This window comes from Kitasatospora sp. NPDC028961 (genome assembly GCF_055564815.1).
Genome location: NZ_JBVHVO010000001.1, coordinates 59,915 through 83,822, shown reverse-complemented (window position 1 = coordinate 83,822; position 23,908 = coordinate 59,915). Strand labels below are relative to the sequence as shown.

General features: G+C 73.8%; 16 protein-coding genes and 1 tRNA gene. 8 read left to right on the top strand and 9 right to left on the bottom strand.

Annotated elements, in window-relative coordinates:
- Window positions 1–55 precede the first annotated feature (55 nt).
- Window positions 56–907, top strand: coding sequence for a class E sortase (locus ACZ4UX_RS00370; RefSeq protein ID WP_465704580.1), 852 nt, complete (start codon window positions 56–58; stop codon window positions 905–907).
- 124 nt (window positions 908–1,031) lie between these two features.
- On the opposite strand, the gene pknB is transcribed toward ACZ4UX_RS00370, so the two are convergent.
- The 6 genes from pknB to ACZ4UX_RS00340 form a co-directional block, all read right to left on the bottom strand.
- Complete coding sequence (gene pknB / locus ACZ4UX_RS00365; RefSeq protein WP_465704578.1) at window positions 1,032–3,170, bottom strand: Stk1 family PASTA domain-containing Ser/Thr kinase; 2,139 nt, start codon at window positions 3,168–3,170, stop codon at window positions 1,032–1,034.
- Window positions 3,171–3,431: 261 nt separating this feature from the next.
- Complete coding sequence (locus tag ACZ4UX_RS00360) at window positions 3,432–4,889, bottom strand: peptidoglycan D,D-transpeptidase FtsI family protein (protein ID WP_465704576.1); 1,458 nt, start codon at window positions 4,887–4,889, stop codon at window positions 3,432–3,434.
- Window positions 4,886–6,262, bottom strand: a complete 1,377-nt coding sequence (locus tag ACZ4UX_RS00355) for an FtsW/RodA/SpoVE family cell cycle protein (RefSeq protein ID WP_329492179.1) — start codon at window positions 6,260–6,262, stop codon at window positions 4,886–4,888. The genes ACZ4UX_RS00360 and ACZ4UX_RS00355 overlap by 4 nt, the downstream gene beginning before the upstream one ends.
- A 172-nt stretch (window positions 6,263–6,434) precedes the next feature.
- Window positions 6,435–8,087, bottom strand: coding sequence for a PP2C family protein-serine/threonine phosphatase (locus ACZ4UX_RS00350; protein ID WP_465704574.1), 1,653 nt, complete (start codon window positions 8,085–8,087; stop codon window positions 6,435–6,437).
- 53 nt (window positions 8,088–8,140) lie between these two features.
- Entirely contained in the window at window positions 8,141–8,692 is a 552-nt protein-coding gene (locus ACZ4UX_RS00345) for an FHA domain-containing protein FhaB/FipA (RefSeq protein WP_465704572.1), read from the bottom strand.
- A 46-nt stretch (window positions 8,693–8,738) separates the two neighbouring features.
- Window positions 8,739–9,611 (bottom strand): FhaA domain-containing protein, encoded by an 873-nt coding sequence (locus ACZ4UX_RS00340; RefSeq protein ID WP_465704570.1) that lies wholly within the window; start codon window positions 9,609–9,611, stop codon window positions 8,739–8,741.
- A gap of 417 nt (window positions 9,612–10,028) precedes the next feature.
- Between ACZ4UX_RS00340 and ACZ4UX_RS00335 the strand changes: the two genes are divergently transcribed.
- Window positions 10,029–10,112: transfer RNA gene (locus ACZ4UX_RS00335), tRNA-Leu, on the top strand.
- Window positions 10,113–10,197: 85 nt separating this feature from the next.
- On the opposite strand, the gene ACZ4UX_RS00330 is transcribed toward ACZ4UX_RS00335, so the two are convergent.
- Together ACZ4UX_RS00330 and ACZ4UX_RS00325 are read right to left on the bottom strand one after the other, a co-directional pair.
- Window positions 10,198–11,343: a sensor histidine kinase gene (locus ACZ4UX_RS00330; protein WP_465704568.1), complete on the bottom strand. Its 1,146-nt coding sequence runs from the start codon at window positions 11,341–11,343 to the stop codon at window positions 10,198–10,200.
- On the bottom strand, window positions 11,340–12,074 hold the full coding sequence (locus tag ACZ4UX_RS00325; RefSeq protein WP_380391954.1) for a response regulator: 735 nt from the start codon (window positions 12,072–12,074) through the stop codon (window positions 11,340–11,342). The genes ACZ4UX_RS00330 and ACZ4UX_RS00325 overlap by 4 nt, the downstream gene beginning before the upstream one ends.
- 253 nt (window positions 12,075–12,327) lie before the next feature.
- Between ACZ4UX_RS00325 and ACZ4UX_RS00320 the strand changes: the two genes are divergently transcribed.
- Entirely contained in the window at window positions 12,328–14,157 is a 1,830-nt protein-coding gene (locus ACZ4UX_RS00320) for a phosphatidylglycerol lysyltransferase domain-containing protein (RefSeq protein ID WP_465704566.1), read from the top strand.
- Window positions 14,158–14,362: 205 nt separating this feature from the next.
- Complete coding sequence (locus tag ACZ4UX_RS00315; protein ID WP_465704564.1) at window positions 14,363–15,139, top strand: hypothetical protein; 777 nt, start codon at window positions 14,363–14,365, stop codon at window positions 15,137–15,139.
- Between the two features lie 87 nt (window positions 15,140–15,226).
- Here ACZ4UX_RS00315 and ACZ4UX_RS00310 read toward each other — a convergent pair whose 3' ends face one another.
- A complete protein-coding gene (locus ACZ4UX_RS00310) occupies window positions 15,227–18,019 on the bottom strand; it encodes an ATP-binding SpoIIE family protein phosphatase (protein WP_465704562.1) in 2,793 nt (930 codons plus the stop codon).
- A gap of 305 nt (window positions 18,020–18,324) precedes the next feature.
- Between ACZ4UX_RS00310 and ACZ4UX_RS00305 the strand changes: the two genes are divergently transcribed.
- From ACZ4UX_RS00305 to ACZ4UX_RS00290, 4 genes are all read left to right on the top strand, one after another.
- Window positions 18,325–19,488 carry a rhodanese-like domain-containing protein gene (locus ACZ4UX_RS00305; RefSeq protein WP_329488827.1) on the top strand — a complete coding sequence of 388 codons (1,164 nt, stop codon included), beginning with the start codon at window positions 18,325–18,327 and terminating at the stop codon, window positions 19,486–19,488.
- Window positions 19,489–19,650: 162 nt separating this feature from the next.
- Entirely contained in the window at window positions 19,651–20,316 is a 666-nt protein-coding gene (locus ACZ4UX_RS00300) for a DUF5819 family protein (RefSeq protein WP_329488828.1), read from the top strand.
- 5 nt (window positions 20,317–20,321) lie between these two features.
- Entirely contained in the window at window positions 20,322–21,590 is a 1,269-nt protein-coding gene (locus ACZ4UX_RS00295) for an HTTM domain-containing protein (RefSeq protein ID WP_465705383.1), read from the top strand.
- Between the two features lie 10 nt (window positions 21,591–21,600).
- Window positions 21,601–23,745, top strand: coding sequence for an FUSC family protein (locus tag ACZ4UX_RS00290; RefSeq protein WP_465704560.1), 2,145 nt, complete (start codon window positions 21,601–21,603; stop codon window positions 23,743–23,745).
- The last annotated feature ends 163 nt before the right edge of the window (window positions 23,746–23,908 follow it).

Here is a 23,908-nt window from a genome sequence, read left to right as displayed (position 1 = left end):
GGGCCGCGGCGGACGGCCGCCGCACCGGATGGACAGCACGCGAGGGGGAGTACGAGTGACCCAGGACGAGACGGCGCAGGCAGACCCGCCGCCCGCGCCCGCCCGTCGGCGACGGGGCCGGGCGCTGGCCGCGCTCGGCGTCCTCGGCGAACTGCTGATCACCCTGGGGCTGGTGCTCGGTCTCTTCGTCGCCTACTCGCTCTGGTGGACCAACGTGGAGGCCGACGCCGCCGCGGCGCGGGCGGGCGACCGGCTGCGCGGCGCCTGGGCGGCGGGGCCGACCAACGCCCCCCCGGCCGCCCCCGGCGCCCCGAGCCCCACCGCCGCGCCCGGCACCGGCACCGGCACCGGCACCGGCACCGGCACCGGCACCGGCACCGGCACCGGCACCGGCACCGGCACCGGCCCGGCCCCCGTGGCGGGCGACGGGATCGGCTTCCTGCACGTGCCCGCGATGGGCCGGGGCTACCAGGTGCTGATCCGGATGGGCACCGACGCCGACACCCTGGCCGAGGGCGTCGCCGGGGTGTACGAGCAGCCCTACCGGGCCGCGATGCCCTGGGACGCCACCGGGAACTTCGCGCTGGCCGCCCACCGGGACGGCCACGGGGCGAAGTTCCACGACCTCGACGCCGTCCACCGGGGCGCCGCGATCGTCGTCGAGACCAAGGACAAGTGGTACGTCTACCGGGTCGACAGCACCCTGGGGGAGACCTCCAAGTACGACACCGGCATCGTCGCCCCCGTCCCCAAGGGCTCGGGCTACCAGGCGCCCGGACGGTACATCACCCTGACGACCTGTACGCCGGTCTACACCTCGCGCTACCGGATGGCCGTCTGGGGCAGCCTGGTGCGGGTGGACGACATGGACGCCGCGCGCACCCCGCCGCCCGAGCTGAGGTCCTGACCCGGGCACCGGCCAGCTACCGGGCCGGACCGGACCGCACCGGACCGGAAAGCCCGAGGGCCCGTCGCAGGCGCTGCGACGGGCCCTCGGGTGTTCCCGGCGTCAGAGCCAGGGGAACCAGGGCTTAGGGGTTGCCCCCTTTGGTGTTGGAGGGTGACGGGTTGGCGGGGTCGCCCCCTTTGGTCGGCTCGGGCGGCTTCACCATCAGGGTGACCGACTGCCCCGGGTCCAGCTGGGTCCCGGCGCCCGGCATCGAGTTGGTGACCGTGCCGTTCGGGTCCTGCGAACCGAGCAGGGTGTAGCCCAGGCCCATCTTCTGCAGCTGCGCGATCGCGTCCTTGACCAGGACGTTCTGCAGCGGCGGGACGGTGGCCTTGTCCGGCGCCTTGAAGATCGTCAGGGTGATCTTCGAGTTGGCCGCGGCCTTGGTGTTCGGCTGGAGCGACTGCGACGCGACGGTGTTGACCTTGGTCGGGTCGTTGGTCGGCGTCGTCTTCGAGGCGTCGACCTGGAAGCCCGCGCCCTCCAGGGTGGCCTGCGCGGCCTCCTTCTGCTGGCCGACCACACCGGGGACGGAGACCTTGGCCTTGCCCTGCGAGACGGTGAGCTTGATCTGCGCGGTCGGGTCGCCGGCCGCGTTGGCCGCCGGGTCCTGGGCGATGACCGTCTCCGTCGGAGCGGTGTCGTCGTCCTTGTACTCGGGCTGCGCGATGTTGGTGAAGCCGGCGTCGTTGAGCGCCTTGACCGCCTGGTCCTTGGTCAGGCCGACCACCTTGGGCACGGTCGCCTTGGCCGGACCGGAGGAGAGCTGCACCGTGATCGTGGCGGTCTCCGCGACCTGGCCGCCGGCCGCCGGGGTCTGGGTGCAGACCTGGTCCTTCTTGACGTTGGTGTCCGGGCAGGCCACCTTCTCGCCCTCGGTCACCACCAGCTTGGGGCCGCTCTGCGCGGCGAGGGTCTTGGCCTCGGCCAGCGTCTTGCCCACCAGGCTCGGCGCGACGACCTTGACGGTCTCCTTCTTGTCGCCGCCCTTGTTGCCGAACATCGCCTGGGCGACGAAGAAGGTGCCGACCAGGACCAGCACGGCGGCGACCGCCAGCACGATCCAGGAGGTGTTGCTCTTCTTCGGCGGCTGCTCGCCGCGCCGGCCCCCGCCGCGGCCGTAGCCGTCGTCGTAGCCGTCGTTCCCGCCGCCGCCCGGGGCACCGGCGTAGGTCTGCCCGTAGCCGTCGTCCTGGTAGCCGGGCTGCTGGCCGTAGCCGGCCTGCGGGAGCATCGTGGTCGGCCCGCCGCCGGGCTGCTGCGGCAGCACGTTGGTCTGGCCGTACGGGTCGTGTTGCTGCGGGTAGCCGTTCTGGTCGTAGCCGTACCCGGCCGCGCCGCCCATCCCGTAGGCGGCGGCCTGCTGGGCGGCGGCCACCGGGAGGCCGTCGAGGAAGCGCTCGATGTCGTCGCGCATCTCGTCGGCGCTCTGGTACCGGTAGTCGCGGTCCTTGGCGAGCGCCTTCAGCACGATCGCGTCGATCTCGGGACGCACCTCGGGATCGAACACCGACGGCGGCTGCGCCTCCTCCCGGACGTGCTGGTAGGCCACCGCGACCGGCGAGTCGCCGACGAACGGCGGCCGCACGGTCAGCAGCTCGTACAGCAGGCAGCCGGTGGAGTAGAGGTCCGAGCGGGCGTCGACCTGCTCGCCCTTGGCCTGCTCGGGGGAGAGGTACTGGGCGGTCCCGATGACGGCGGAGGTCTGCGTCATGGTCATCCCGGCGTCGCCCATGGCCCGGGCGATGCCGAAGTCCATGACCTTGACGTTGCCCTGCCGCGTCAGCATCACGTTGGCGGGCTTGATGTCGCGGTGCACGATGCCGGCCCGGTGCGAGTACTCCAGGGCCTGGAGGATGCCGATGGTCATCTCCAGCGAGCGCTCCGGCAGCAGCCGGCGGCCGGAGTGCAGCAGCTCCCGCAGCGTGGACCCCTCGACGTACTCCATCACGATGTACGGGATGGAGATGCCGTCGATGTAGTCCTCGCCGGTGTCGTACACGGCGACGATCGCGGGGTGGTTCAGGGACGCCGCGGACTGCGCCTCACGGCGGAAGCGGGCCTGGAAGGACGGATCACGGGCCATGTCGGCCCGGAGCGTCTTCACAGCGACGGAACGGCCGAGCCGGGTGTCATGGGCGAGGTACACCTCGGCCATGCCGCCGCGTCCGAGGACGCCGCCGAGCTCGTACCTGCCGCCTAGGCGACGAGGCTCTTCCATAGTTCCGACCCTCTCCCTCACCCGCCGGTGAGGTTGTGACGTAGGTGTCCCCGCACGCTCTGAGTGACGCCGGCGCGGGCCCGGGTGGTTCTGCGATCAGGACCCTTCGACGCTTCGCGGGCGGCAACGGGCACACCCGCTGCTGCGGATACGCTACCGGTCGCACCGCGCCGGACCGGAGTCGGCCGTGGGCCGATACCAGACCGGTATCCGTTCGGCGGGGTCGATCGTGACATTCGACGCACCCGTGACGGCCGCTCCCTACTTGCCGAGGGCGGCCTGCATCACCGCCTTGGCGATGGGTGCGGCGAGCCGGCCGCCGCTGATCCCGTCACGGTTGTTGGAGCCGTCCTCGACCACCACCGCGACCGCGACGGACTGGCCGTCGGGGGTCTTGGCGTAGGAGGTGAACCAGGCGAACGGCAGCCCGGCGTTGTCCTCGCCGTGCTGCGCGGTGCCGGTCTTGCCGCCGACCGTCAGGCCCGGGATCTTGGCGTTCTTGCCGGTGCCGTTGTCGACCACCGAGACCATCAGGTCCTGGAGCTTCTGCGCGGTCTCCGGGCTCATCGCCTGGGAGTACTGCTTCTCGGTGTGCTTGGAGATGGTGGTCAGCGAGGCCGAGCGCTCCTGGTCGACCAGGTACGGCTGCATCAGCGAGCCGTTGTTGGCGATCGCGGCCGAGACCATGGCCATCTGGAGCGGGGTGGCCCGGGTGTCGTGCTGGCCGATGGAGTCCAGCGCCACGCCGTCCGGGGTGGAGTTGGTCGGGAAGACGCTCTTCTCGGACCGGACCGGGGTGTCCACGGTGCTGTTGAAGCCGAACTTCTCGGCCTGCGCCCGCATCTTCTCCTTGCCGAGCTCCGTGCCGATCTTGCCGTAGACGGTGTTGCAGGACCAGTCCATGGCGACCTTCACCGTGGCGTTCTCGCAGGGCTCGTCGTCGCTCTCGTTCCTCAGCTCGGTCTTGGTGCCCGGCAGGATGTACGGCTTCGGCGTCTGGGTCTGGTCGTTGACGCTCTGGAACACGCCGTTCTCGAACGCCGCCGCCGCGGTGACCAGCTTGAACGTCGAACCGGGCGGGTACGTCTCGCGCAGCGCGCGGTTGAGCATCGGCTTGTTCGGGTCCGCGTTGAGGTCCACCCAGGCCTTGGAGTCGCCGGACTCGCTGCCGGCGAAGGCGCCCGGGTCGTAGGACGGGGTGGAGACCAGCGCCAGGATCGCGCCGGTGCGCGGGTCGAGCGCGACCACCGCGCCCTTCTTGTTGCCGAGGCCGTCGAAGGCGGCCTTCTGGGCCTTGGAGTTGATCGTCGTGACGACGTCCCCGCCCTTCTTCGGCTCCCCGGTCAGCATGTCCAGGGTGTTCCGGAAGAACAGCCGGTCGTCGCTGCCGGAGAGGATGCCGTCCTCCAGCTGCTCCAGCTGGGTGGCGCCGAAGGACTGCGAGGAGTACCCCGTCACCGGTGCGTACATCGCGCCGTCGACCCAGGAGCGCTTGTACTTGTAGCGCAGGCCGTTGACGAAGTCGGACTGGGTGACCGGCTTGCCGTCGACGATGATGTTGCCCCGCGGGTGGGCGTACCGGTCGTACACCTGCCGCTTGTTGTTCTTGTTGGTGGCCCAGGCCTCCGCCTGGACGCCCTGCACCCAGTTGGTGCGCACCATCAGGGCCAGGATCAGGACCAGGCAGAAGATCGAGACCCGGCGGATCGGCTTGTTCACGAGGCTGCTCCCCCCTGGAGCTCGGTGGCCGGGGCCGGTTCCACCCCGGGGCGGCGGGCGCTGTCGCTGATCTTCAGCAGGATCGCGATCAGGGCCCAGTTGGCGACCACCGAGGACCCGCCCTGGGCGAGGAACGGCATGGTCATACCGGTCAGCGGGATCAGGCCGGTGACACCGCCGGCGACCACGAAGACCTGCAGCGCCATGGCCGAGGAGAGGCCGACGGCGAACAGCTTGCCGAACGGGTCCCGGGCCGCGATGGCGGTGCGCAGGCCGCGCTGCACCAGCAGGGCGTAGAGCATGAAGATCGCCATGATGCCGGTGAGCCCGAGCTCCTCGCCGAACGAGCCGAGGATGAAGTCGCTCTTGGCGGCGAAGTCGATCAGCCAGGAGCGGCCCTGGCCGAGGCCCGAGCCGGTCACCCCGCCGGAGCCCAGCGCCATCAGCGACTGGCCGATCTGTTCCGTCGAGCCCTGGGGCGGTTTGGGCGTGAAGGCGGCCATCGGGTCGAGCCAGGCGTCGATGCGGGTCTTCACGTGGCTGGCGGTGGAGGCGACCGCGACGGCGCCGCCGACGGACATCAGCAGGCCGAAGACGATCCAGCTGGTGCGCTCGGTGGCGACGTACAGCATCACCACGAAGAGGCCGAAGTACAGGAAGGACGAGCCCAGGTCGTTCTCGAAGATCAGGATCAGCAGGCTGAGCAGCCAGATCACGATGATCGGGCCGAGGTCGCGGCCGCGCGGCAGGTAGAGGCCCATGAAGCGGCGGCTGGCCAGGGCCAGGGCGTCCCGCTTGACCATCAGGTAGCCGGCGAAGAACACGGTCAGGATGATCTTGGCGAACTCACCGGGCTGGATCGAGAAGGCGCCCATCCGGATCCAGATCTTGGCGCCGAAGTCCTCCTTGCGGGCCGGGAAGAAGGCCGGCGCCGCGAGCAGCACCAGGGCCGCCGCCATCGAGATGTAGGTGTAGCGCTGGAGGACCCGGTGGTCCTTCAGGAAGATCATCACGAAGATGAAGAACGCCACCCCGAGGCCCGACCACATCAGCTGGTTGGCCGCCGCGGGGTAGTTGTTGTGCAGCAGCTTCCCGGCCTTGTCGAGCCGCCAGATCATCACCACGCCGAGCCCGTTGAGCAGGGTGGCGATCGGCAGCATCAGCGGGTCCGCGTAGGGCGCGAAGCGGCGCATCAGCAGGTGCGCGACCAGAGCCAGCGCCCCCATGCCGAGGCCGTAGCCGAGCATGCCGGCCGGTAGCGAGTCGTCCATCGCGAGGCCCACGTTGGCGTACGCGAGGACCGGCAGCAGCACCGCGAACGCCAGCATGGCCAGCTCGGTGTTGCGTCGGTTGGGCGCGCCCTGCGGGGAGATGGTGGTGTTGCCCCGGCGCCGGGAGGAGGCGCGGTCGGCCGGTACGCCGCCGGACCGGCGGTCGCCGGAACGGTTGTCGGCGCCGTTGCTGAGGTCGAAGGTGCTCACGTGGTGACCGCTCCCTGACGGCCGGCAGGCCCGCTCGGGGCGGGCCTATGTCGGGTCGCGGCCGTCACGGCTTCGGGCAGGAGTCGGCCTTCTGCCGCTCCTCGTCCGTCAGACCGGGCAGGTCGCCCTGCGACCCGGTGGCCGGGGCGGCGGCGCTCTGGCTCGGGGCGGCCGTGGTCGGGGTGGGGGTCGGGGTGGCCGAGGCCGTGGGGGTGGCCGGAGCCGCCCGGCCGGGCGCGGAGGGCGACGGCGCGGGCGCGGTGGCCGTCCGGAACCCGATGTGCGCCACGGCGGGCGTGGTGCCCGGCTGACCGGCCGGCGCGGTGCCCGGCAGCGCCGGGTTGGCCGCGGCGGCCGCCCGGGCGTCGGAGACCTTGTGGCAGAACGTCGCCTGCTCGCCCAGCTTCTTCACCTTGTCGTCGGCGTCGCCGAGGCTGCTGGCCGAGATGGTGTTGGTGACGTGGGTGCGCTGGTCCTGCGGCAGGTACTTGAGCTCGATGTCCTTGTACGTGGTGTGCACCGAGGACAGGCTCAGCCCGGCGAGGCTCTGGTTGACGCCCTGGTAGACCGCGACGTGGTCGCCGTCGACGCCGACGTAGTACTGGTCCTGGGTCCACTGGTAGCCGAAGAAGCCGACGCCGCCCAGCACGCCCAGGGCGACCAGGGCCGCCAGCGAGAGCTTGAGCGCCTTGCCCTTGCGCTTCGGCAGCGCCTCGTCGTCGAAGTCCTCGGTGCCGTACACCGGGGGCTCGCCGGCCGCGTAGCCCTCGTAGCCCTCGGCCGGGCCGAAGCCGGCCGGGGCGGCGCCGTAGCCGCCGTCGTAGCCCTCGGCGGGGCCGAAGGCGCCCTGCGGGGAGCGGCCGAGACCGGCCGCCCGGCCGGCCGGGGTGTCCCGGATCGACTGGTCGGCGACGGTCGAGGACGGCGGGGTCTCGGCGACCGCGCCGACGACCACCGGGACGTCGTTGAACTGACCGCTCAGGGTGTCCGTGGCGCCGACGTCGAGGACGTCCGCCACGATGCAGGTGATGTTGTCCGGACCGCCGCCGCGCAGGGCGAGCTGGATCAGCTCCTGCACGGTCTGCTCGGGGGAGTAGAAGCTCCCGAGGGTGTCCTGGAGGGTCTGGTGGCTGACCGGGCCGGAGAGGCCGTCGGAGCAGATCAGGTAGCGGTCGCCGGCCCGGACCTCGCGGATCGACAGGTCGGGCTCGACCTGGCCGCGGCCGTCCAGCGCCCGCATCAGCAGCGAGCGCTGCGGGTGGGTCTCGGCCTCCTCGGGCGTGATCCGGCCCTCGTCGACCAGGCGCTGCACCCAGGTGTGGTCCTGGGTGATCTGCACCAGCGCGCCGTCGCGCAGCAGGTAGGCGCGGGAGTCGCCGACGTGCACCAGACCCATCCGCTGGCCCGTCCAGAGCATCGCGGTGAGGGTGCAGCCCATGCCTTCCAGCTGCGGGTCCTCCTCGACCATCTGCCGGAGGCGGTCGTTGGCGCCCTGGACGGCGTCACCGAGCAGGGTCAGCAGGTCGGCGCCGGGCACGTCCTCGTCCAGCCGGACGATCGAGCCGAGCACCTCGGAGGAAGCGACCTCGCCGGCCGCGGCCCCGCCCATGCCGTCGGCCACGGCGAGCAGCCGCGGCCCGGCATAGCCGGAGTCCTCGTTCCCCTCCCGGATCAGCCCCTTGTGGGAGCCGGCGGCGAAGCGCAGCACCAGGGTCATGCGACCTGAGCCCCCCTCTGGGTCATGGACGGGATGCTGTCCCTCATGCGCTACTACTTCCGCAGTTCGATGACGGTCCTGCCGATACGGATCGGCATGCCCGGCTGGAGCGGGGTCGGCGCGGTCAGGCGCTGCCGGTCCAGATAGGTGCCGTTGGTGGAGCCTAGATCCTCGACCGTCCACTGCCCAGTCTGATCCGGATAGATCCTGGCATGCCGGGAGGACGCGTAGTCGTCGTCCAGCACGATGGTGGAGTCGTGCGCGCGGCCCAGCGTGATGGTCTGGCCCTGCAGCGCCACGGTCGTACCGGCCAGCGAGCCCTGCACCACGACCAGCTGGGTCGGGGCGCCGCGGCGCCGGCCGCCGCCTCCGCCCTGGGTCTGGGCGGCCGGGGCGGGCTGGCCCTGCGGGGCCCGCCCGGGCGCGCCCGCGGCGGGAGCCGCCGTGGCGGCGGCCGCGGTCGCGGCACCGCCCCGGCGGGAGGAACGCGGGTTCACCTTCGTGCCGAAGAGGTCACTGCGGATCACCTGGACCGCGACGATGACGAAGAGCCACAGCACGGCGAGGAAACCCAGCCGCATGACCGTCAGGGTCAGTTCTGACATGGCCGGCCCGCCCGTGAGTGAGCGAAGCGAGCGAACAAATCGGACACTACCCTTCGACCTGTCGGTAGACGATGGTGGTGGAACCCACGACGATTCGCGAGCCGTCGCGGAGCGTAGCGCGCTGGGTGTGCTGTCCGTCCACCACGATGCCGTTGGTGGACCCGAGGTCGAGCACCATCGAGGGCGTGCCGGGCCGGATCTCGGCGTGCTTGCGGGAGACCCCGGGGTCGTCGATCCGCACGTCGGCCTCGGTGGAGCGGCCGAGCACGCAGGCGTTCCCGGTGATCTGGTGGCGGGAGCCGTTGACCTCGATCCAGCGCCGGACGGCGGTGCCGTGGCCGGCGCCGGGGAACGGGCGGACGTTGCTGCCGGCGCCCGCGGGCGGGCCGGCGGGCATGGCGGGGGGTGCGGCCGGCGGCGGGGGCGCGCTGTAGGGAGCGGCGCCCTGCTGCTGCCACGGTGCGCCGGGGGCCGGGGCGGCCGGCGGCCGGCCGTAGCCGCCCCCCTGGGTGGGGTGCGCCGGGGCCTGCTGCTGCGGCTGCTCCTCGGCGGCCAGCGTGCGGCTGCGCACCCGGTAGAGCCCGGTGTCCAGGTCGTCGGCCTTCTCCAGGTTCACCTGGAGCGGGCCCATGAAGGAGTACCGCTGGGCCTCGGCGTACTCGCGGACCATCCCGGCCAGCTCGGTGCCCAGCTGACCGGAGTAGGGGCTGAGCCGCTCGAAGTCGTGCGGGCTGAGCTCGACGATGAAGTCGTTGGGCACGACGGTCCGGTCGCGGTTCCAGATGCTCGCGTTGTTGTCGCACTCGCGCTGCAGCGCACCGGCGATCTCGACGGGCTGGACCTCGGATTTGAACACCTTGGCGAAGGTGCCGTTGACGAGACCCTCAAGTCGCTGCTCGAACTTCTTCAGCACTCCCATTGGGGCACCCCCTTCCAGGGTTCGTTCGCCTGCCCGCGACCGGATCCCGGGGAGCCGGTCGCGCCTACTTGCGGTACTTCCGTACTGATCGTATCCACGCCGGAGCCATCCATACGGTTCCCGGACCGCGTGGTGACCGGGGGTGGGCTCGGACACACAGGGTGACGCATGGCGGCGGCAGCATGCCAGGGCTACCCGTCGAAACGTGCCCTCATCCCTCGCTCGGCTGTTCGTCCGGGCATCCGTTCGGATGCGCTCGGCCGTCCCGGGAAACGGATTCGGAGGCGGCCCGCAGGTCGTGCTACTGTTTTCCACGTCGGAAGGGGCGCCCGCAAGGGAGCCGCACCGAAGAGCCGCGAAGACCACATGGTACCGAGCGGATCGGCTGGTCGGCTGGCAACCACGACAAACACCCATGCGCGGGTGGCGGAATAGGCAGACGCGCTGGATTCAGGTTCCAGTGCCCGAAAGGGCGTGGGGGTTCAACTCCCCCCTCGCGCACAGCGAAGCCCCGCAGATCTTCGGATCTGCGGGGCTTTCTCGTGTTCGGGGCGTGCCCGGGGCCGCGGAGCCGGCGCGGGCGGGGTCACTCCCGGCCGGCGGGCAGGTCGGCCCGTACCGCGAAGCCGCCGTCGGGGGTGGTGCCGGCGGTGAGCGTGCCGCCGAGCAGCTGGGCCCGCTCCCGCAGCCCGACCAGGCCGTGGCCGCCGCCCGGCAGGGTCTCGGCCGGGCGGATCGGAGGGGCGTCGTTGCGGACCTCGACCCGGAGCCGGCGGCCCGCCGCCCGCACGTAGACGTGGACGGTGGCCTGCGGGGCGTACTTGGTGATGTTGGTGAGCGCCTCCTGGACCGTCCGGTAGGCGGCCCGCTCGACCGCCTCGGGCCAGGGGTGGTCCCCCGGGGACAGCTCGGCCACGGCCGCCAGGCCGCTCTCCTCGATCAGCCGGGGGAGGTCGGCCAGCCGCGGCTGCGGGGCGAGCGGGGTGTCCGGGCGGGAGCCGGTGGCCCGCAGCACGCCGACCATCTGCCGCAGCTCCTCCAGGGTGCGCACGGAGAGCTCCCGGATCGTCCGGGCGGTGGCCGCGGCGGCCGGGTCCGCGGTGCTGACCTGCAGCGCGCCGGCCTGGATGCTGATCAGGCTGACCTGGTGCGAGACCACGTCGTGCATCTCCCGGGCGAGCCGGGCCCGCTCGCTGACCAGGACCCGCTCGGCGAGCAGCCGGTTCTCCCGGGCCCGGCCCCGGGTCAGTTCGTCCAGCCGGGCCGCCAGCTCCCGGCGGGTGCGCGAGAGCAGACCGGTGGCGGCCGGGCCGGCGGCCAGCATCACCGACTGGATGGCGTAGAGCGCGGTCTCCCGGCTCGGTTCGAGGGACTGCTCGGAGAGCGGCCAGTGGAAGAACTCCACCAGGGCGAAGAGGGTCGCGCAGGGGACCACCACCCGGGGCACCGGCCGCTCGGCGGCCACCGTGTACACGGCGGTGATCGGGGCGAGCCAGATGTCGGCGAGGTAGCTGCCCGGCATGGTGAGCAGCAGCACGGTGACCGGGAAGCGCCGGCGCCAGGGCAGTACCGCGGCGGCGAGCAGCGAGAGCAGCACCTGCCACCAGGCCGAGCCGCGGGCCACCAGGGCGGCGTCCATCAGCGAGTAGAGGGCCGGCAGCAGCAGCATCAACCAGGGCGCGGTCAGCCAGGCCGGCAGGCGTCTGGCGGGGGGCAGCTCGCTCGTGGTCATGCCCCGTCGCCGGGTTTCGGCCGGACCAGGCCGGCCCGGTGGGCGACGACCGCCGCCTGCACCCGGTTGGCGGCGCCGAGCTTGCCGAGGATCGCGCTGATGTGGTCCTTCACCGTGCCGGTGCCCAGGAAGAGCCGGTCGGCGATCTCGGCGTTGGACAGCCCCTCGCCGAGCAGCGCCAGGACGTCGAGTTCGCGGCTGGTGAGGGTGCGGGCCAGCGAGGTGGCCTCGGCGTCCGGGCCGCCGCCGTCCACGTAGCCGCCGATCACGGTGCGGGTCACGGTCGGGGAGAGGATGCTGCCGCCGGCCGCGATCACCCGGACGGCGTGGACCAGCTGGTCCGGGGCGGTGTCCTTGAGCAGGAAGCCGGCCGCGCCGGCGCGCAGCGCGGTGCCGATGTACTCGTCGGTGTCGAAGGTGGTGAGCATCGCCACCGCCGGCGGGTCGGGCAGGGCGCGCAGCCGGCGCAGCACCGAGATGCCGTCGAGGTCGGGCATCCGGATGTCGAGCAGCACCACGTGCGGGCGCAGGCGCTGGACGAAGTCCTCGGCCCGGCCGCCGGAGCAGTCGCCGACCACCTCCAGGTCGGGGGCGGAGCCGACGATGAGGCCGAGGCCGGAGCGGACCAGGATCTCGTCGTCCACGATCAGCACGCGGGTGGTGGTGATGGTCCCTCCTCGGTTCGGGCGGCCGGGACCGGCCGGTCCGCTCGCTGCGGTGTGCTTGAGCATTTCGAGACTAGGGCCAGTGGGGGCGGGGTGCCGAACGCCGCCGCTGGGTGGACACCCCCGCCGTTCGGCGGGGGGCGGAATCGGCTACCGGGTTCACGTCATCCTCACCCGGGGTGCGGAACGATGGAGTCGGCTGCCCCTCACCGGTTTCCGGTCATGGCCAGGGTCGCCGGTCAGTCCGTCGGGCGCACGGATGCCCGGCGCCGGCCTGTGTGCGGATGCGCCCCACCATCTGATCGTTTGGAATTGAGCTGTGTCGTCCACTGTGAAGCCGGAGCCGTCCGCCGCGTCCACCGGGCCCCGGCCCGCCGGCCTGCTGGAGCGCTGGCGCCCGAGGGCCGCCGCGGCCACCGTCTGGTACCTGCGGCTGATCGCCCTGCTGAACCTCGTGACGGTGCTGCTGGTGCCGTTCCGGGACCAGGTCGAGACGCACAACGAGGGCGAGTACTTCACCCCCTACCTGATGACGGCCGGGCTGAGCACCGCGGTGCTGTCGGTCTTCCTGGCGATCGCGATGCGTCGGCGCAAGCGGGCCGCGTGGATCTTCAACATCGCGCTGGCGGGGCTGTTCGCGTTCCTCTACCTGGCCGCCATGGCGCTGCCCGACGAGCGCTTCAACCGGCACCCGCTCAACTACATCTCCACCGTGCTGACCTGCGCGTTCGTGCTGGCGCTGCTGGTCGGGCGGAAGGAGTTCACCTCCAAGGGCGACAGCTCCAACCCGAAGACCGCGGCGGCCACCTTCGTCGGCGGCCTGGCCTTCGGCGGGGTGGTCGGCGCACTGCTGGTCTGGGCGAACAACGGCGCCCAGGGCGCCGCATTCTGGGACCTCTTCCGCTACTCGGTCGGCCGGATGATCACCATCACGCCCTCCGAGCACCTGCGCTCCGTGATCTCCGCGCCCACCTGGGTCAACGCCGTCATCAACGCGATGGGCGGGGTGCTCTTCCTGCTGGTGCTCTACGTGGCGTTCCGCAGCCCCAAGGACAAGGAGCTGCTGACCCCGGAGGACGAGGAGCGGCTGCGCGGCCTGCTGGAGAAGCAGGGCGACCGGGACTCGCTGGGCTACTTCGCGCTGCGCCGGGACAAGGCGGTGGTCTTCTCCCCCAGCGGCAAGGCGGCGGTGACCTACCGGGTGGTCGGCGGGGTCTCGCTGGCCTCGGGCGACCCGATCGGGGACCCGGAGGCCTGGCCCGGCGCGATCGACGCCTGGCTGGCCGAGGCCCGCGAGCACGCCTGGGCGCCGGCCGTGATGGGTGCCTCCGAGGAGGCCGGGGTGATCTACGCCCGGCACGGGCTGGACGCGCTGGAGCTCGGTGACGAGGCGATCGTCGAGCTGGACGAGTTCTCGCTGGACGGCCGGGCGATGCGGGTGGTCCGCCAGGCCTACAACCGGGTCAAGCGGGCCGGGTACACCGTGCGGATCCGCCGCCACGAGTCCATCCCCGAGTGCGAGATGGCCCAGCTGGTGGCCAAGGCCGACCAGTGGCGCGACGGCGCGACCGAGCGCGGCTTCTCGATGGCCCTCGGCCGCCTCGGCGACCCGGGCGACGGGCGCTGCGTGATGCTGGAGTGCCACGACGGGGACGGCGAGCTGAAGGCGCTGCTGAGCTTCGTGCCGTGGGGCGCGGACGGGCTCTCGCTGGACCTGATGCGCCGGGCCCGGGACACCGAGAACGGCCTGATGGAGTTCATGGTGATCGAACTCCTGCAGCGCGCCGAGGAGGTCCAGCTGGCCCGGGTGTCGTTGAACTTCGCAATGTTCCGTTCCGTTTTCGAGCGGGGATCGCGCCTCGGCGCGGGGCCGGTGCTCCGGCTCTGGCGCTCGGTGCTGGGCTTCTTCTCGCGCTGGTGGCAGATCGAATCGCTGTACCGGGCCAACGCCAAGTACCGGCCGATCTGGGAACCGCGCTATCTGCTGTTCGAGAAGAGCAGCGAGATTCCGCGCATCGGCATCGCCAGCGCGCGTGCCGAGGGCTTCATCACCGCGCCGAGCCTGCCCGCCCTGTTCCGTCGCCGGCACGCGGGGAGCGCCGGCACGGCGCCCCGCCCGCCGGCGGCCGCGCGGGACGGGAAGGGGTAACCCCTCCGCCGGGGGGCGGAGGGGGCCGGTCGTCCGGATGGGGGGAGCTTCCGGGGTTTCTCTCCCCCCAGAGGATGAGGCCGCTCCACTTTCATGCCGATGTGGATTCATTAACCGGCTTCTAATGTTGGAGTGGTCGAGAAGGCGTTCGCGGCTTCGGGGATTTGGAGAGACGGTTGTGATTTACAGGACCCACGCGGGGGGCGTGCGAAAGGGGCCGCTGGCTATTGCCGGTGCGGCCGCTGTCGCCGAGTGGGGGACGTTGTTCGGGACGGTCCGGGACCGGCTGGTGGCGAAGAAGTTCGCCGCCGTTCCGCTGTCGACGGTGGCGACCGCGCTGATCCTGCTGTTCAGCGTCGTGCAGCACCTGCCGGGCGGCGAGCGGTTCGTCACCCGGATCGGGGTGGTGAAGGCGGCGCTGCCGCTGGACGTCTCGCTGCTGCGCACACCGCTCTCGCTGTACGTGCCGGCGCTGGACCTGCCGGTCTGGGGGGCGCTGGCCCAGGTGTTCGTGGTCTTCGGGATCGCCGAGATCGTGCTCGGGCGGCGGCTCACCCTGGTGGTGGCCTACGCCTGCACGCTGGCCGGGACGCTGTTCGCCCGGGTCGGTGTGGCGATCGGTCCGGACCACATGTTCGGCTTCCCGAAGTGGGTGGCGTACGTCCGGGACACCGGTCCCTCGGCGGCGGTGGTGGCGCTGGCGATCTGCATCGCGTTCCGCTGCCGGGCCTGGTTCACGGCCGGTGTGGTGGTCGCGCTGATGGTCGGTGAGGCGGTCGTGCTGCCGAACCTGGCGGGCCTGGAGCACGTCGTCGCGGTGATCACCGCGCTGCTGATCGCCGTCTCGGTGGAGGTGTTCGGGGACTTCTGGCCGCGGGTGCTGGCCGGGGTCGGCGCGGCGGCCTCGGTGGCCGCGGCCGCCTCGATCGAGGTGGCCACGGAGGCCCGGCGCCGGCGGTCGGCGGGCGCGGCGATCCCCTAGGGGACGGCCCGGGGCCGGTGCGGGGCGTGAGGGAGCTGTCCGGCGGGGCCGGTCGGCCGGGCGCGGGCGGGGGCCCGCACCCGGCGCTCAGCCGGTGGGCGGTAGCGGCAGTTCGAACCAGACCACCTTGCCGACCGCCTTGCGGGCGGTGCCCCAGCGCTCGGCGAGCTTGGTGACCAGCGTCAGGCCGCGGCCGGTCTCGCCGAGCTGTTCGGCGGGCTCCAGCGACGGCAGGTTGTGGTTGTCGTCGCTGACCTCGACCAGCAGCTTGTCCACCCGGATCAGCTGGAGCTGGACGCGGTCCCGGGCGACCCGGACGGCGTTCGTCACCAGTTCGCTGACCAGCAGCTCGGTGGTGTCGCGGAGCCCCTCCAGGTGCCAGCCGGTCAGCTGCTCGCGCACCAGCGCGCGGGCCCGGCCGACCTCGCGGTGGTCCACGGTGAGGTCCCAGGTGGCCACCTCGGTCGGCGCGACGCCGTCGAAGCGGGCCACCAGCAGGGCGACGTCGTCCTTGCGGTCGTCCGAGTGCAGCCGGTCCAGGACGACGTCGCAGGCCTCCTCGGGGCTGCGCTGCGGGTCGATCAGATTGCCGCAGAGCGCGGCCAGCCCGGTACCTATGTCGCCGCCCCTGACCTCGACCAGGCCGTCGGTGCAGAGCACCAGCATCGAGCCGTCCGAGACGTCGATGGTCTTGGCGACGAACGGCACCCCGCCGACGCCGATCGGCGCGCCGGCCGGGATCTCCAGCAGCTCGCCGGTGCCGTCCGGGTGCACCAGCACCGGCGGGACGTGGCCGGCGCTGGCCAGCTCGCAGGTCCGGTTGATCGGGTCGTAGACCGCGTACAGGCAGGTGGCCAGATGGTCGTCGCCGAGCTTCTGGGCCAGGTTGTCCAGGTGGCGCAGCAGCTGGCCGGGCGGCAGGTCCAGGGCGGCGAGGGTCTGCATCGCGGTGCGGAAGCGGCCCATCGCGGCGGCCGAGTGCAGGCCGTGGCCCATCACGTCGCCGACCACCAGGGCGACCCGGCTGCCGGGCAGCTGGATCGCGTCGAACCAGTCCCCGCCGACCTCGGCCTTGGAGTCGCCCGGCAGGTAGCGGTGGGCGATCTGCACGCCGGGGATCTGCGGCGGGCGGGTCGGGATCATCGAACGCTGCAGGACGGTGGCGACCTTGGACTCGGCGCGGTGCAGCCGGGCGTTGTCCAGCGAGAGCGCGGCGCGGGCGGCCAGCTCCTTGAGGGTGGCGGCGTCGCCCTCGTCGAAGGGGGCGCGGTCGGGCAGCCGGAGCAGCTTGAGGATGCCGAGCACGGTGCCCCGGGCGGAGAGCGGCACGACCAGCATCGAGCGGCCGGAGACCACCGGGGCGAGCCGGACACCGCCCAGCGCGGCGGCGTAGTCGACCGCGACGTCCTCGCTGATCACCGGGACCAGGACCGGCTGGTTCAGCTGGAGGGCCATCCCGGGCGGGGTGTGCCGGGGCATCGCGACCAGCGAGCCCTCGGCGAGGACGTGGTCCCACTCGCCGGTCGAGTCGTTGTTGGCCAGGGCGACCCGGCGCAGCATGGTGTCGTCGTCCGGCCGGGCCTCGGGCAGCTCGGAGTCGGAGATCAGGCCGTCCACCAGGTCGACGCAGGCGAAGTCGGCGACCCGGGGGACGAGCACCTGGCAGAGCTCGCGCGCGGTGAAGCCGAGGTCCAGGGTGGTGCCGACCTTGCCGCCGACCTCGCCCAGCAGGGCCAGTTGTTCCCCGGCCTGGCCGTTGGTCAGGAACGGGGAGAGCCGGCCGCCCGACGCGGTGGCGCCCGACGCGGGGCCCGGGCCGCACGGTGCCTCGGCGGGGGAGGGGACGGCGCCGGGCGGGGCCTGGTCACCGCGGTGGACCAGATGCCCGGGGGCGGACGACTCGACGGCGGCCTGCTCGATGGTGGCGCCTCCTCTGGGCGGGGCGGGGACGGCCGGGGCGGCCGCCGAGGCCGCGCCCGCGGCGCCGGCGGGCCGGGCGGCCGGGGTGGCGGGCCGGTCGGCGGCCTCGCGCTGGACGGGCAGTGGACCGGCCGGCCGCCGGCCGGGGGCGGGCTGCTCGGGCTGCGGGGGCGGGCCGAGCCGGGCGGCCCGCTGCTGGGCGGTCGGGTAGCGGCGGCCGATGCCCGCGGCCGCGTGCGCGGTGCCGGCCTGTGGATCGGCCGGCAGCACGGGGAGCACGGTGCCGGCGTCCAGCCGCAGGGCGGGCAGACCGGCCCGGGCGAGCGCGTCGAGCAGCGCGGCCGGGCGGTCGCCGGAGCCGGCCGGCAGCAGCCGGGCGAGCGGCTCGGGCACCGGGCGGCCGGGCGCGGTGAGGGCGGCGGTGAGCCGGTGGAAGCCGCCCCGGGCGGCGGGGGTGGCGGCGAACGGTAGCAGGCGCTCGCCGAGCGCGAGCCGCGGCCCGGTGGAGCGCAGCGGGCGGGCGTCGGCGGCCAGGGCCAGCAGTCCGCCGGTCCGGCCGGCCAGCGGATAGGCCCACCAGAGCACGTCGCGCAGGTGCTCCTCGCGGTCGACGACCGGCATCTGCCCGGCCCACGGACGGCCGCCGGAGGTCAGCTCGGCCAGGGTGTCCAGCGCGTCGCGGCGGTGCCGGACGGCGGGCGCGGCGGCCGGGCCGGGGACGCTGCGCGGCTCGACGGCCGGCAGCAGGCCGGAGGCGGGGCGGTCGTGGGTGACGTCGGCGCGGTGCCCGAACAACTCCTCGGCGGACCTGCTCCACTGCGCGATCCGGCCCGTCCGGTCGACCAGGACGAGGGCGAGCCGGACCAGCGCGACCACCCCTGAGGGCTGGTCGCCCGGTAAGGCCCCGGACCCGGCCGTGCCGGCCACCGGACGCGGTGTTGAGTTGGGCTCGTCCACCATGGATTCGGTCTGCTCCCGCCTGGCCGCCACGCCTGGAGGTGGCCGTCTCTCTGGAGGAGGCACGCTGTGCGTACCAGCGAAGCACGGACCGGGCCGGGCTCGATAGCGAAACGGGGAGATTCATCAGTATCAGTTGAGCGGCACGGGGGTGCGCCGCCGGCCGCGCTCCTCGTCCACCCGGGAGGAGCAGCGCGCACGGAGGTAGGGTGGCAGGCCGGGCCGCCCCGCGGGGCGGGCGTGCCGCTCCCGGTACGGCGGAGGGCACGGCAGCAGGACGAGCCGGCAGGACGAGACAGAGGCGAGACGTGACCGCGCAGAGCCCCGCCCGTTGGACGGATCCGGAGCAGCAGGAGCTGGAGGAGCGGGTCGCCGCCGCCGAACTCGCCTGGCTGACCATGGACGTCGACACGCAGACGCTGCGGGTCGAGATCGACAACTTCGCGCTGATCCACCATCAGCTCCTCGGCCCGCTCTACGCCCGGCTGGACGAGCTGGACGCGCTGATCGCCGAGACGGTGGCGACCCGGACCGGGCACCCCGAGGACCTCCGGCGGGCCGCCGAGGCGCGCCTGCGGGTGGACGAACTCCCGGACCTGGACGCGCTGTTCGACAGCGTGCAGGAGCAGGACGCGGCCACCGCGCCACCGGCCGCGCCGGCCCGGGTGCGGCCCGGCCGGGACGCCCAGCGGGTCTACCGCGAGCTCGTCCGCCGCGCCCACCCCGACCTGACCACCGACCCGGCCGAGCAGCTGCGCCGGGCGGCCTTCATCGCCCGGGTCAACGAGGCCTACGCGTACGGCGACACCGAGGCCCTGGAGGGCCTGGCCGCCGAGTGGTCCACCGCCCCCGAGGCGGCGCCCGCGGTGGACGCCCCGGACCGGCTCGGCTGGCTGCGCCGGCGGCTGGAGTGGCTCACCGCCAAGATCGCCGAGACCGCCACCGAGCAGGTCAGGCTGGAGAACACCGCGATGGGCCAGCTGCTCGCGCTCGCCCCGCAGGACCCGGACGGGCTGCTGGAGGAGCTCGCCGACCAGTTGCTGGCCAAGGCCGCGGCCCAGCAGGCCGAGCTGGAACGGCTGCTCGGCGGGCAGCCGGTGGGAGACAATGGGGCCCACCGGACCGAGCCCCAGGAGAGTCAGACGATGTTCCCGCAGATCCCCACCGCCGAAGCCGCCGCCGTCCCCGCCGAGGCCGCCCTGCTGGACGTCCGCGAGCAGGACGAGTGGGACGCCGGCCACGTGGACGGCGCGCTGCACATCCCGATGGGCCAGGTGATCGCCCGCCTCGCCGAGCTGCCGGACGAGCGGCTCTACGTGCTCTGCCGGGTCGGCGGGCGCTCCGCGCAGGTCGTCCAGTACCTGGTGCAGAACGGCCGGGACGCGGTCAACGTGGACGGCGGGATGTACGCGTGGGAGTCGGCCGGGCGCCCGATGGTGAGCAGCGACGGCCGGGACGCCTTCGTCCTCTAGTCCGTCCTCCGGGGGCGCGGTGCGGCCGCCTCCCCCGCCGCCGCCGGGACCGCCGGCGCCCGGGTAGGGCAGGATGGGCGCTCGACCGAGCCGGGACGGGACCGGCGGCGTACGTCCGGCAGGGTGGGACCCCTCCCGGCCGGAGGCTGGGGAGACGATGCCATGGCCGGGACCGAGGACACCGGGGCGCCGCCCGCCGGGCGGCCCTGGTCGGGGCCGGCCCTGGCCGTGCTCGGGGTGGCCGGCGCGGTGCTGGTCGCGGGCACCGGGCTCTTCCTCGCCGCGGTGTTCCTGCACGTGGCCCCGGCCAACTCGGCCTCCCGGGAGTACCGGGAGCAGGTCGACGGCCTGGTGTACCCGGAGTTCGAGCAGAACTGGAAGCTGTTCGCCCCCAACCCGCTCCAGCAGAACGTCAGTCTGGACGCCCGGGTGCGCACGGTCGCGGACGGCGGTGCGACCAGGACCCACGACTGGACCGGGCTGACCGCCCGGGACGTCGCGGCGATCCGCGGCAACCCCGCGCCCAGCCACGCCGACCAGAACCTGCTCCGCCGGGCCTGGGACTTCTACGAGGGCTCGCACAGCGCGCAGGACGACTCGCTGACCAACCCGCGCGGCAAGCTGGCCGAGCAGTACCTGAAGCGGATCGCGCTGCAGCGGATCGGCCGGAGCGTCGACGGCGAGCGGATCCTGCAGATCGAGTTCCGGGTGACGGCCGCCACCGTCCCGCCGCCGGACTGGAGCGGGGAGGCCGCGCCGCCCGCGCCGAAGGTCCGCGAGCTGCCGTGGTGGCCGGTGGGCGACGAGGACTTCCGGGGGCTCGGGTGAACGACGTGCCCTCGACGGTCGGGCCGGAGCTGATCGACGGGATCCCCCGGCAGCCGCGGCCGGAGGCGCCGGCGCTCCCGGCCCCCGGGCGGCCCGGTGCGGGCCCCCGCGCCGCCCTCGCGAGGGCCCTCGCGACCTTCACCGGTCAGGCGCTCGGGCGCCACCAGGCGGCCGCGGTGCGGATCGGCTTCGGCCTGGTCTGGCTGGCCTTCCTGCTGCGCGAGTGGCCCCACCGGCGGGTGCTCTACGGCGACACCTCGCCGTGGTCGCTCGACCTGGCCGAGCGGCTGCTGGCGGACAACGGCGCGCTGACGGTGCTGCCGTGGTTCGGCGGGCGGCTCTGGTTCGAGCTGGTCTACCACCTGGCGGTGCTGGCCGCCCTCGCCGTCCTGCTGGGCTGGCGGACCAGGGCGAGCACCGTGCTGTTCCTGGTCACCGTGCTGTCGCTGCAGAACCGCAACGTCTTCCTCGGCGACGGCGGCGACAACGTCGTCCACCTGATGGCCGTCTACCTGGTCTTCACCCGCTGCGCGCGGGTCTGGTCGCTGGACGCCCGGCGGCCGGCCCCCGGCCGGAGCGGGGTGCTGCTCTGGGCGGTGCTGGGGGCGGTGCTGCTGGTCTGCCAGCTCGGCGACTTCTCCGGGGACAGCCTGACCTGGACGGCCGCGACCTTCCCGCACGTCGGCTGGGCGCCGGTGTTCTGGGGCCTGTGGGCGGTGGCCGGGCTCTGGTGGCTGCTCGGGCGGCTGCGGCCGGACGGCGAGCCGCGCGCGGTGCTGGACGCGCTGGCGAACATGGTGCACAACTGCGCGATGCTGGTGATCGCCGCCGAGGTGGTGCTGATCTACGCCACGGCCGGCTGGTACAAGGTGCAGGGCTCGCGCTGGCAGGACGGCACCGCGCTCTACTACCCCTTGCACCTGGACTACTTCACGCCCTGGCCGGGGCTGTCCGGGCTGGTCGGCTCGGCCCTGCTGCCGGTCTTCCTGGTCTCCTACGGGACGGTGCTGCTCCAGGTGGCGTTCCCGTTCACGCTGGTCGACCGGCGGATCAAGAACGGGCTGCTGGCGGTGATGATGGCCGAACACCTGGGGATCGCGGTGCTGCTGGGGCTGCCGGTGTTCTCGCTGGCGATGGTCGCGGCGGACGCGGTCTTCCTGCCGACCGGGGTGCTGCGCTGGGCCGCCGCGCGCGTCGGCGGCCTGGCGGTACGGTCCCGGAGCCTGGTGGCGCGTGCCGGGAGCCTGCGCTCCCGGAGGGAGCCGCTCCCCTAAGCTGACCGCTATGTCCTGGTTTGCCGCACTCCGAGACACCGCGCGGACCGGACTGACCCTGGACCGGGCGCTCACCGACCCCAAACGCGCGGCCCGCGGGGCCGTCGCCGTCGCCCTGGTGCTCTTCCCGACCCTGGCCCTGGGCGGGCCCCGGCTCGCCACCTCGGCCGCGATGGGCGCGTTCATCGCCGGGACGGCCACCTTCCAGCGCAGCTTCCGCCCCCGGCCCACGCTCGCCGTCGCGGCCGGGATCGGTCTCGGCACCAGTACCTTCCTCGGGTACCTGGCGGCCGGGGTGTACGGGGCGTTCCCGGTGCTGCTCGCGGTCTGGTCCTTCGGGGCGGGCCTCGCCTGGGCGATCGGGCCGACCGCCGGGGTGGTCGCCGCCAACACCCTCTCGGTCATGCTGGTCGTGGTCCAGCTCCCGGTCAGCGCGCCCGCCGCGCTCGGCCACGGGCTGGTCTGCGCCCTCGGCGGCGTCGTCCAGGCGGCCGTCATCACGTTCTGGCCGATCGGCAGCTGGACCGCCCAGCGCGAGGCGCTCGCCGACACCTACGCCGAACTCGCCGACTACGCCCGGCGGCTGCGCCAGGACCCGACCGCGCACGTCGACCCGGCGCCGTTCATGACGGCCCGGCACGCGGCCGCGCTGACGCCCTGGCAGGACCGCCGCCGGCCGCCCGAGCTGCGCGGGCTGCGCGGCATCGCCGAGCGGGTCCGCCCGACCCTGGCCGCGATCGCCGACCCCAAGGTCGGCGCCCCCGAGGAGGGGCCCGAGCGGGACCGGGCCCGGGCCGTGCTGGCCGCCGCCGCCGAGGCGATGGACGCGCTGGCGCGGGCCGTCCGCACCGGTGATCCGCTGCAGCTGCCCCGCTCCGCACCGGCGCTCACGCTGGCCGCCCCGGCCGACGGGCCGGAGCTGCAGGGCGCCAGCCGACGGGCCGCCCGCCGGCTGGCCGGCCTGCTGCGCAAGGCCGCGGACGCCCTGGAGCGCGGCGACGAGGACACCATCAGCACGCCGGTGGTCGGCGCCGGCGGGGCGCTGCTCAAACCGCCGCTCTCCCGGATGCTGCCGGTCGCCCTGCGAGCGGTGCGGCGCCAGCTCCAGCCGCACTCGGCGGTGTTCCAGCACGCCGTCCGGCTCACCGCGGTCGTGGTGCTCGCCTACCTGCTCGCCCGGCTGCTCGGCTTCGAGCACGGCTACTGGGCCCCGATGACCGCCGCCATGGTGATGCGGCCCGACTTCGCGCAGACCTACAGCCGGGGCGTGGCCCGGCTGGCCGGGACGATGGTCGGCGTGGCGGTCTCCACCCTGGTGGTGCAGCTGGCCCACCCCGGCGAGTGGGTGCTGGCCGCGCTCGCGGTGCTCTGCATCGGCGGCGCGTACCTCACCCTGCGCACCGGCTACGCGCTGATGACGGTCTGCATCTCCTCCTACGTCGTCTTCCTGCTCGGCCTCCAGGAGGGGAACCCGCTGGTCACCGCCTTCGAGCGGGTCGGACTGACCTTCCTCGGCGGCTCCGTCGCGCTGCTCGCCTACGCGCTCTTCCCCACCTGGCAGACCGCCCGGCTCGGCGAGCGGCTGGCCGAGTGGCTGGCCGCCGCCGGGCGCTACGCGGCCGCGGTGCTCGCCGTCTACGAGGACCCGGGCGCCCCGCGCGGGCGGGAGGTCCGCTCGGCGCTGCTGGACTCCCGGGAGGCCCGGTCCGAGCTGCTCCAGGCGATGCAGCGGGCCGACGCCGAGCCCGGCCGGCACGCCTCCGGACTGCCCGGGGTGAGCCGCCGCCAGCTGGACCGGGCCCGGGCGGCGGTCGGCCACCTGGGCCGGGTCGCCGTGCTGCTGGAGGCCCACCTGCCCACCGCCGACGCCGACCCGGTGCCGGGCGCCGCCGAGTTCGCCGAGGAACTGCGGCTGGCCACCGCGCTCGCGGCGGCCGCGCTGCTCACCGACCGCCCGGTGGAGTTCGACGCCGTGCGGGAGGCGCAGCGCGAGCTGGAGGACCGGCTGGCGCAGGCGCCGGCGAGCGTCCAGCGCGATGTCGTCCGGACCAGCAGCCGGCTGCTGCTCCAGGCGCTGAAGGACCTGGAGCGCGCGCTGCGCGGGGGCGCCTCGGCGACCCCGGCGCAGCGCGCGCAGGAGTCCACGGCGCGGTAGCCGCGGGCGGTCGGGCGGTGGCCGTCCGGCCGGTCGGCGGGCCGGCGGGCACGTCGTGGAGCCGCCGGTCGGAGCGGCCGGTCGGAGCGGCGTGGCGGGCCGGACGCCTGCGGGCCTCGGCCGGCGGTCGGCCGTCCCGGCGGGGGCGGTGGGGCGGGGGTGG

Bases quoted from the DNA above. Each gene is read 5' to 3' on its own strand.
- ACZ4UX_RS00300 (WP_329488828.1), top strand. From the start codon at position 19,651: ATGGCCGGGACCGAGGACACCGGGGCGCCGCCCGCCGGGCGGCCCTGG.
- pknB (WP_465704578.1), bottom strand. From the start codon at position 3,170: ATGGAAGAGCCTCGTCGCCTAGGCGGCAGGTACGAGCTCGGCGGCGTC.
- ACZ4UX_RS00345 (WP_465704572.1), bottom strand. From the start codon at position 8,692: ATGTCAGAACTGACCCTGACGGTCATGCGGCTGGGTTTCCTCGCCGTG.
- ACZ4UX_RS00340 (WP_465704570.1), bottom strand. From the start codon at position 9,611: ATGGGAGTGCTGAAGAAGTTCGAGCAGCGACTTGAGGGTCTCGTCAAC.
- ACZ4UX_RS00325 (WP_380391954.1), bottom strand. From the start codon at position 12,074: ATGCTCAAGCACACCGCAGCGAGCGGACCGGCCGGTCCCGGCCGCCCG.
- ACZ4UX_RS00290 (WP_465704560.1), top strand. From the start codon at position 21,601: ATGTCCTGGTTTGCCGCACTCCGAGACACCGCGCGGACCGGACTGACC.
- ACZ4UX_RS00330 (WP_465704568.1), bottom strand. From the start codon at position 11,343: ATGACCACGAGCGAGCTGCCCCCCGCCAGACGCCTGCCGGCCTGGCTG.
- ACZ4UX_RS00310 (WP_465704562.1), bottom strand. From the start codon at position 18,019: ATGGTGGACGAGCCCAACTCAACACCGCGTCCGGTGGCCGGCACGGCC.
- ACZ4UX_RS00350 (WP_465704574.1), bottom strand. From the start codon at position 8,087: ATGACCCTGGTGCTGCGCTTCGCCGCCGGCTCCCACAAGGGGCTGATC.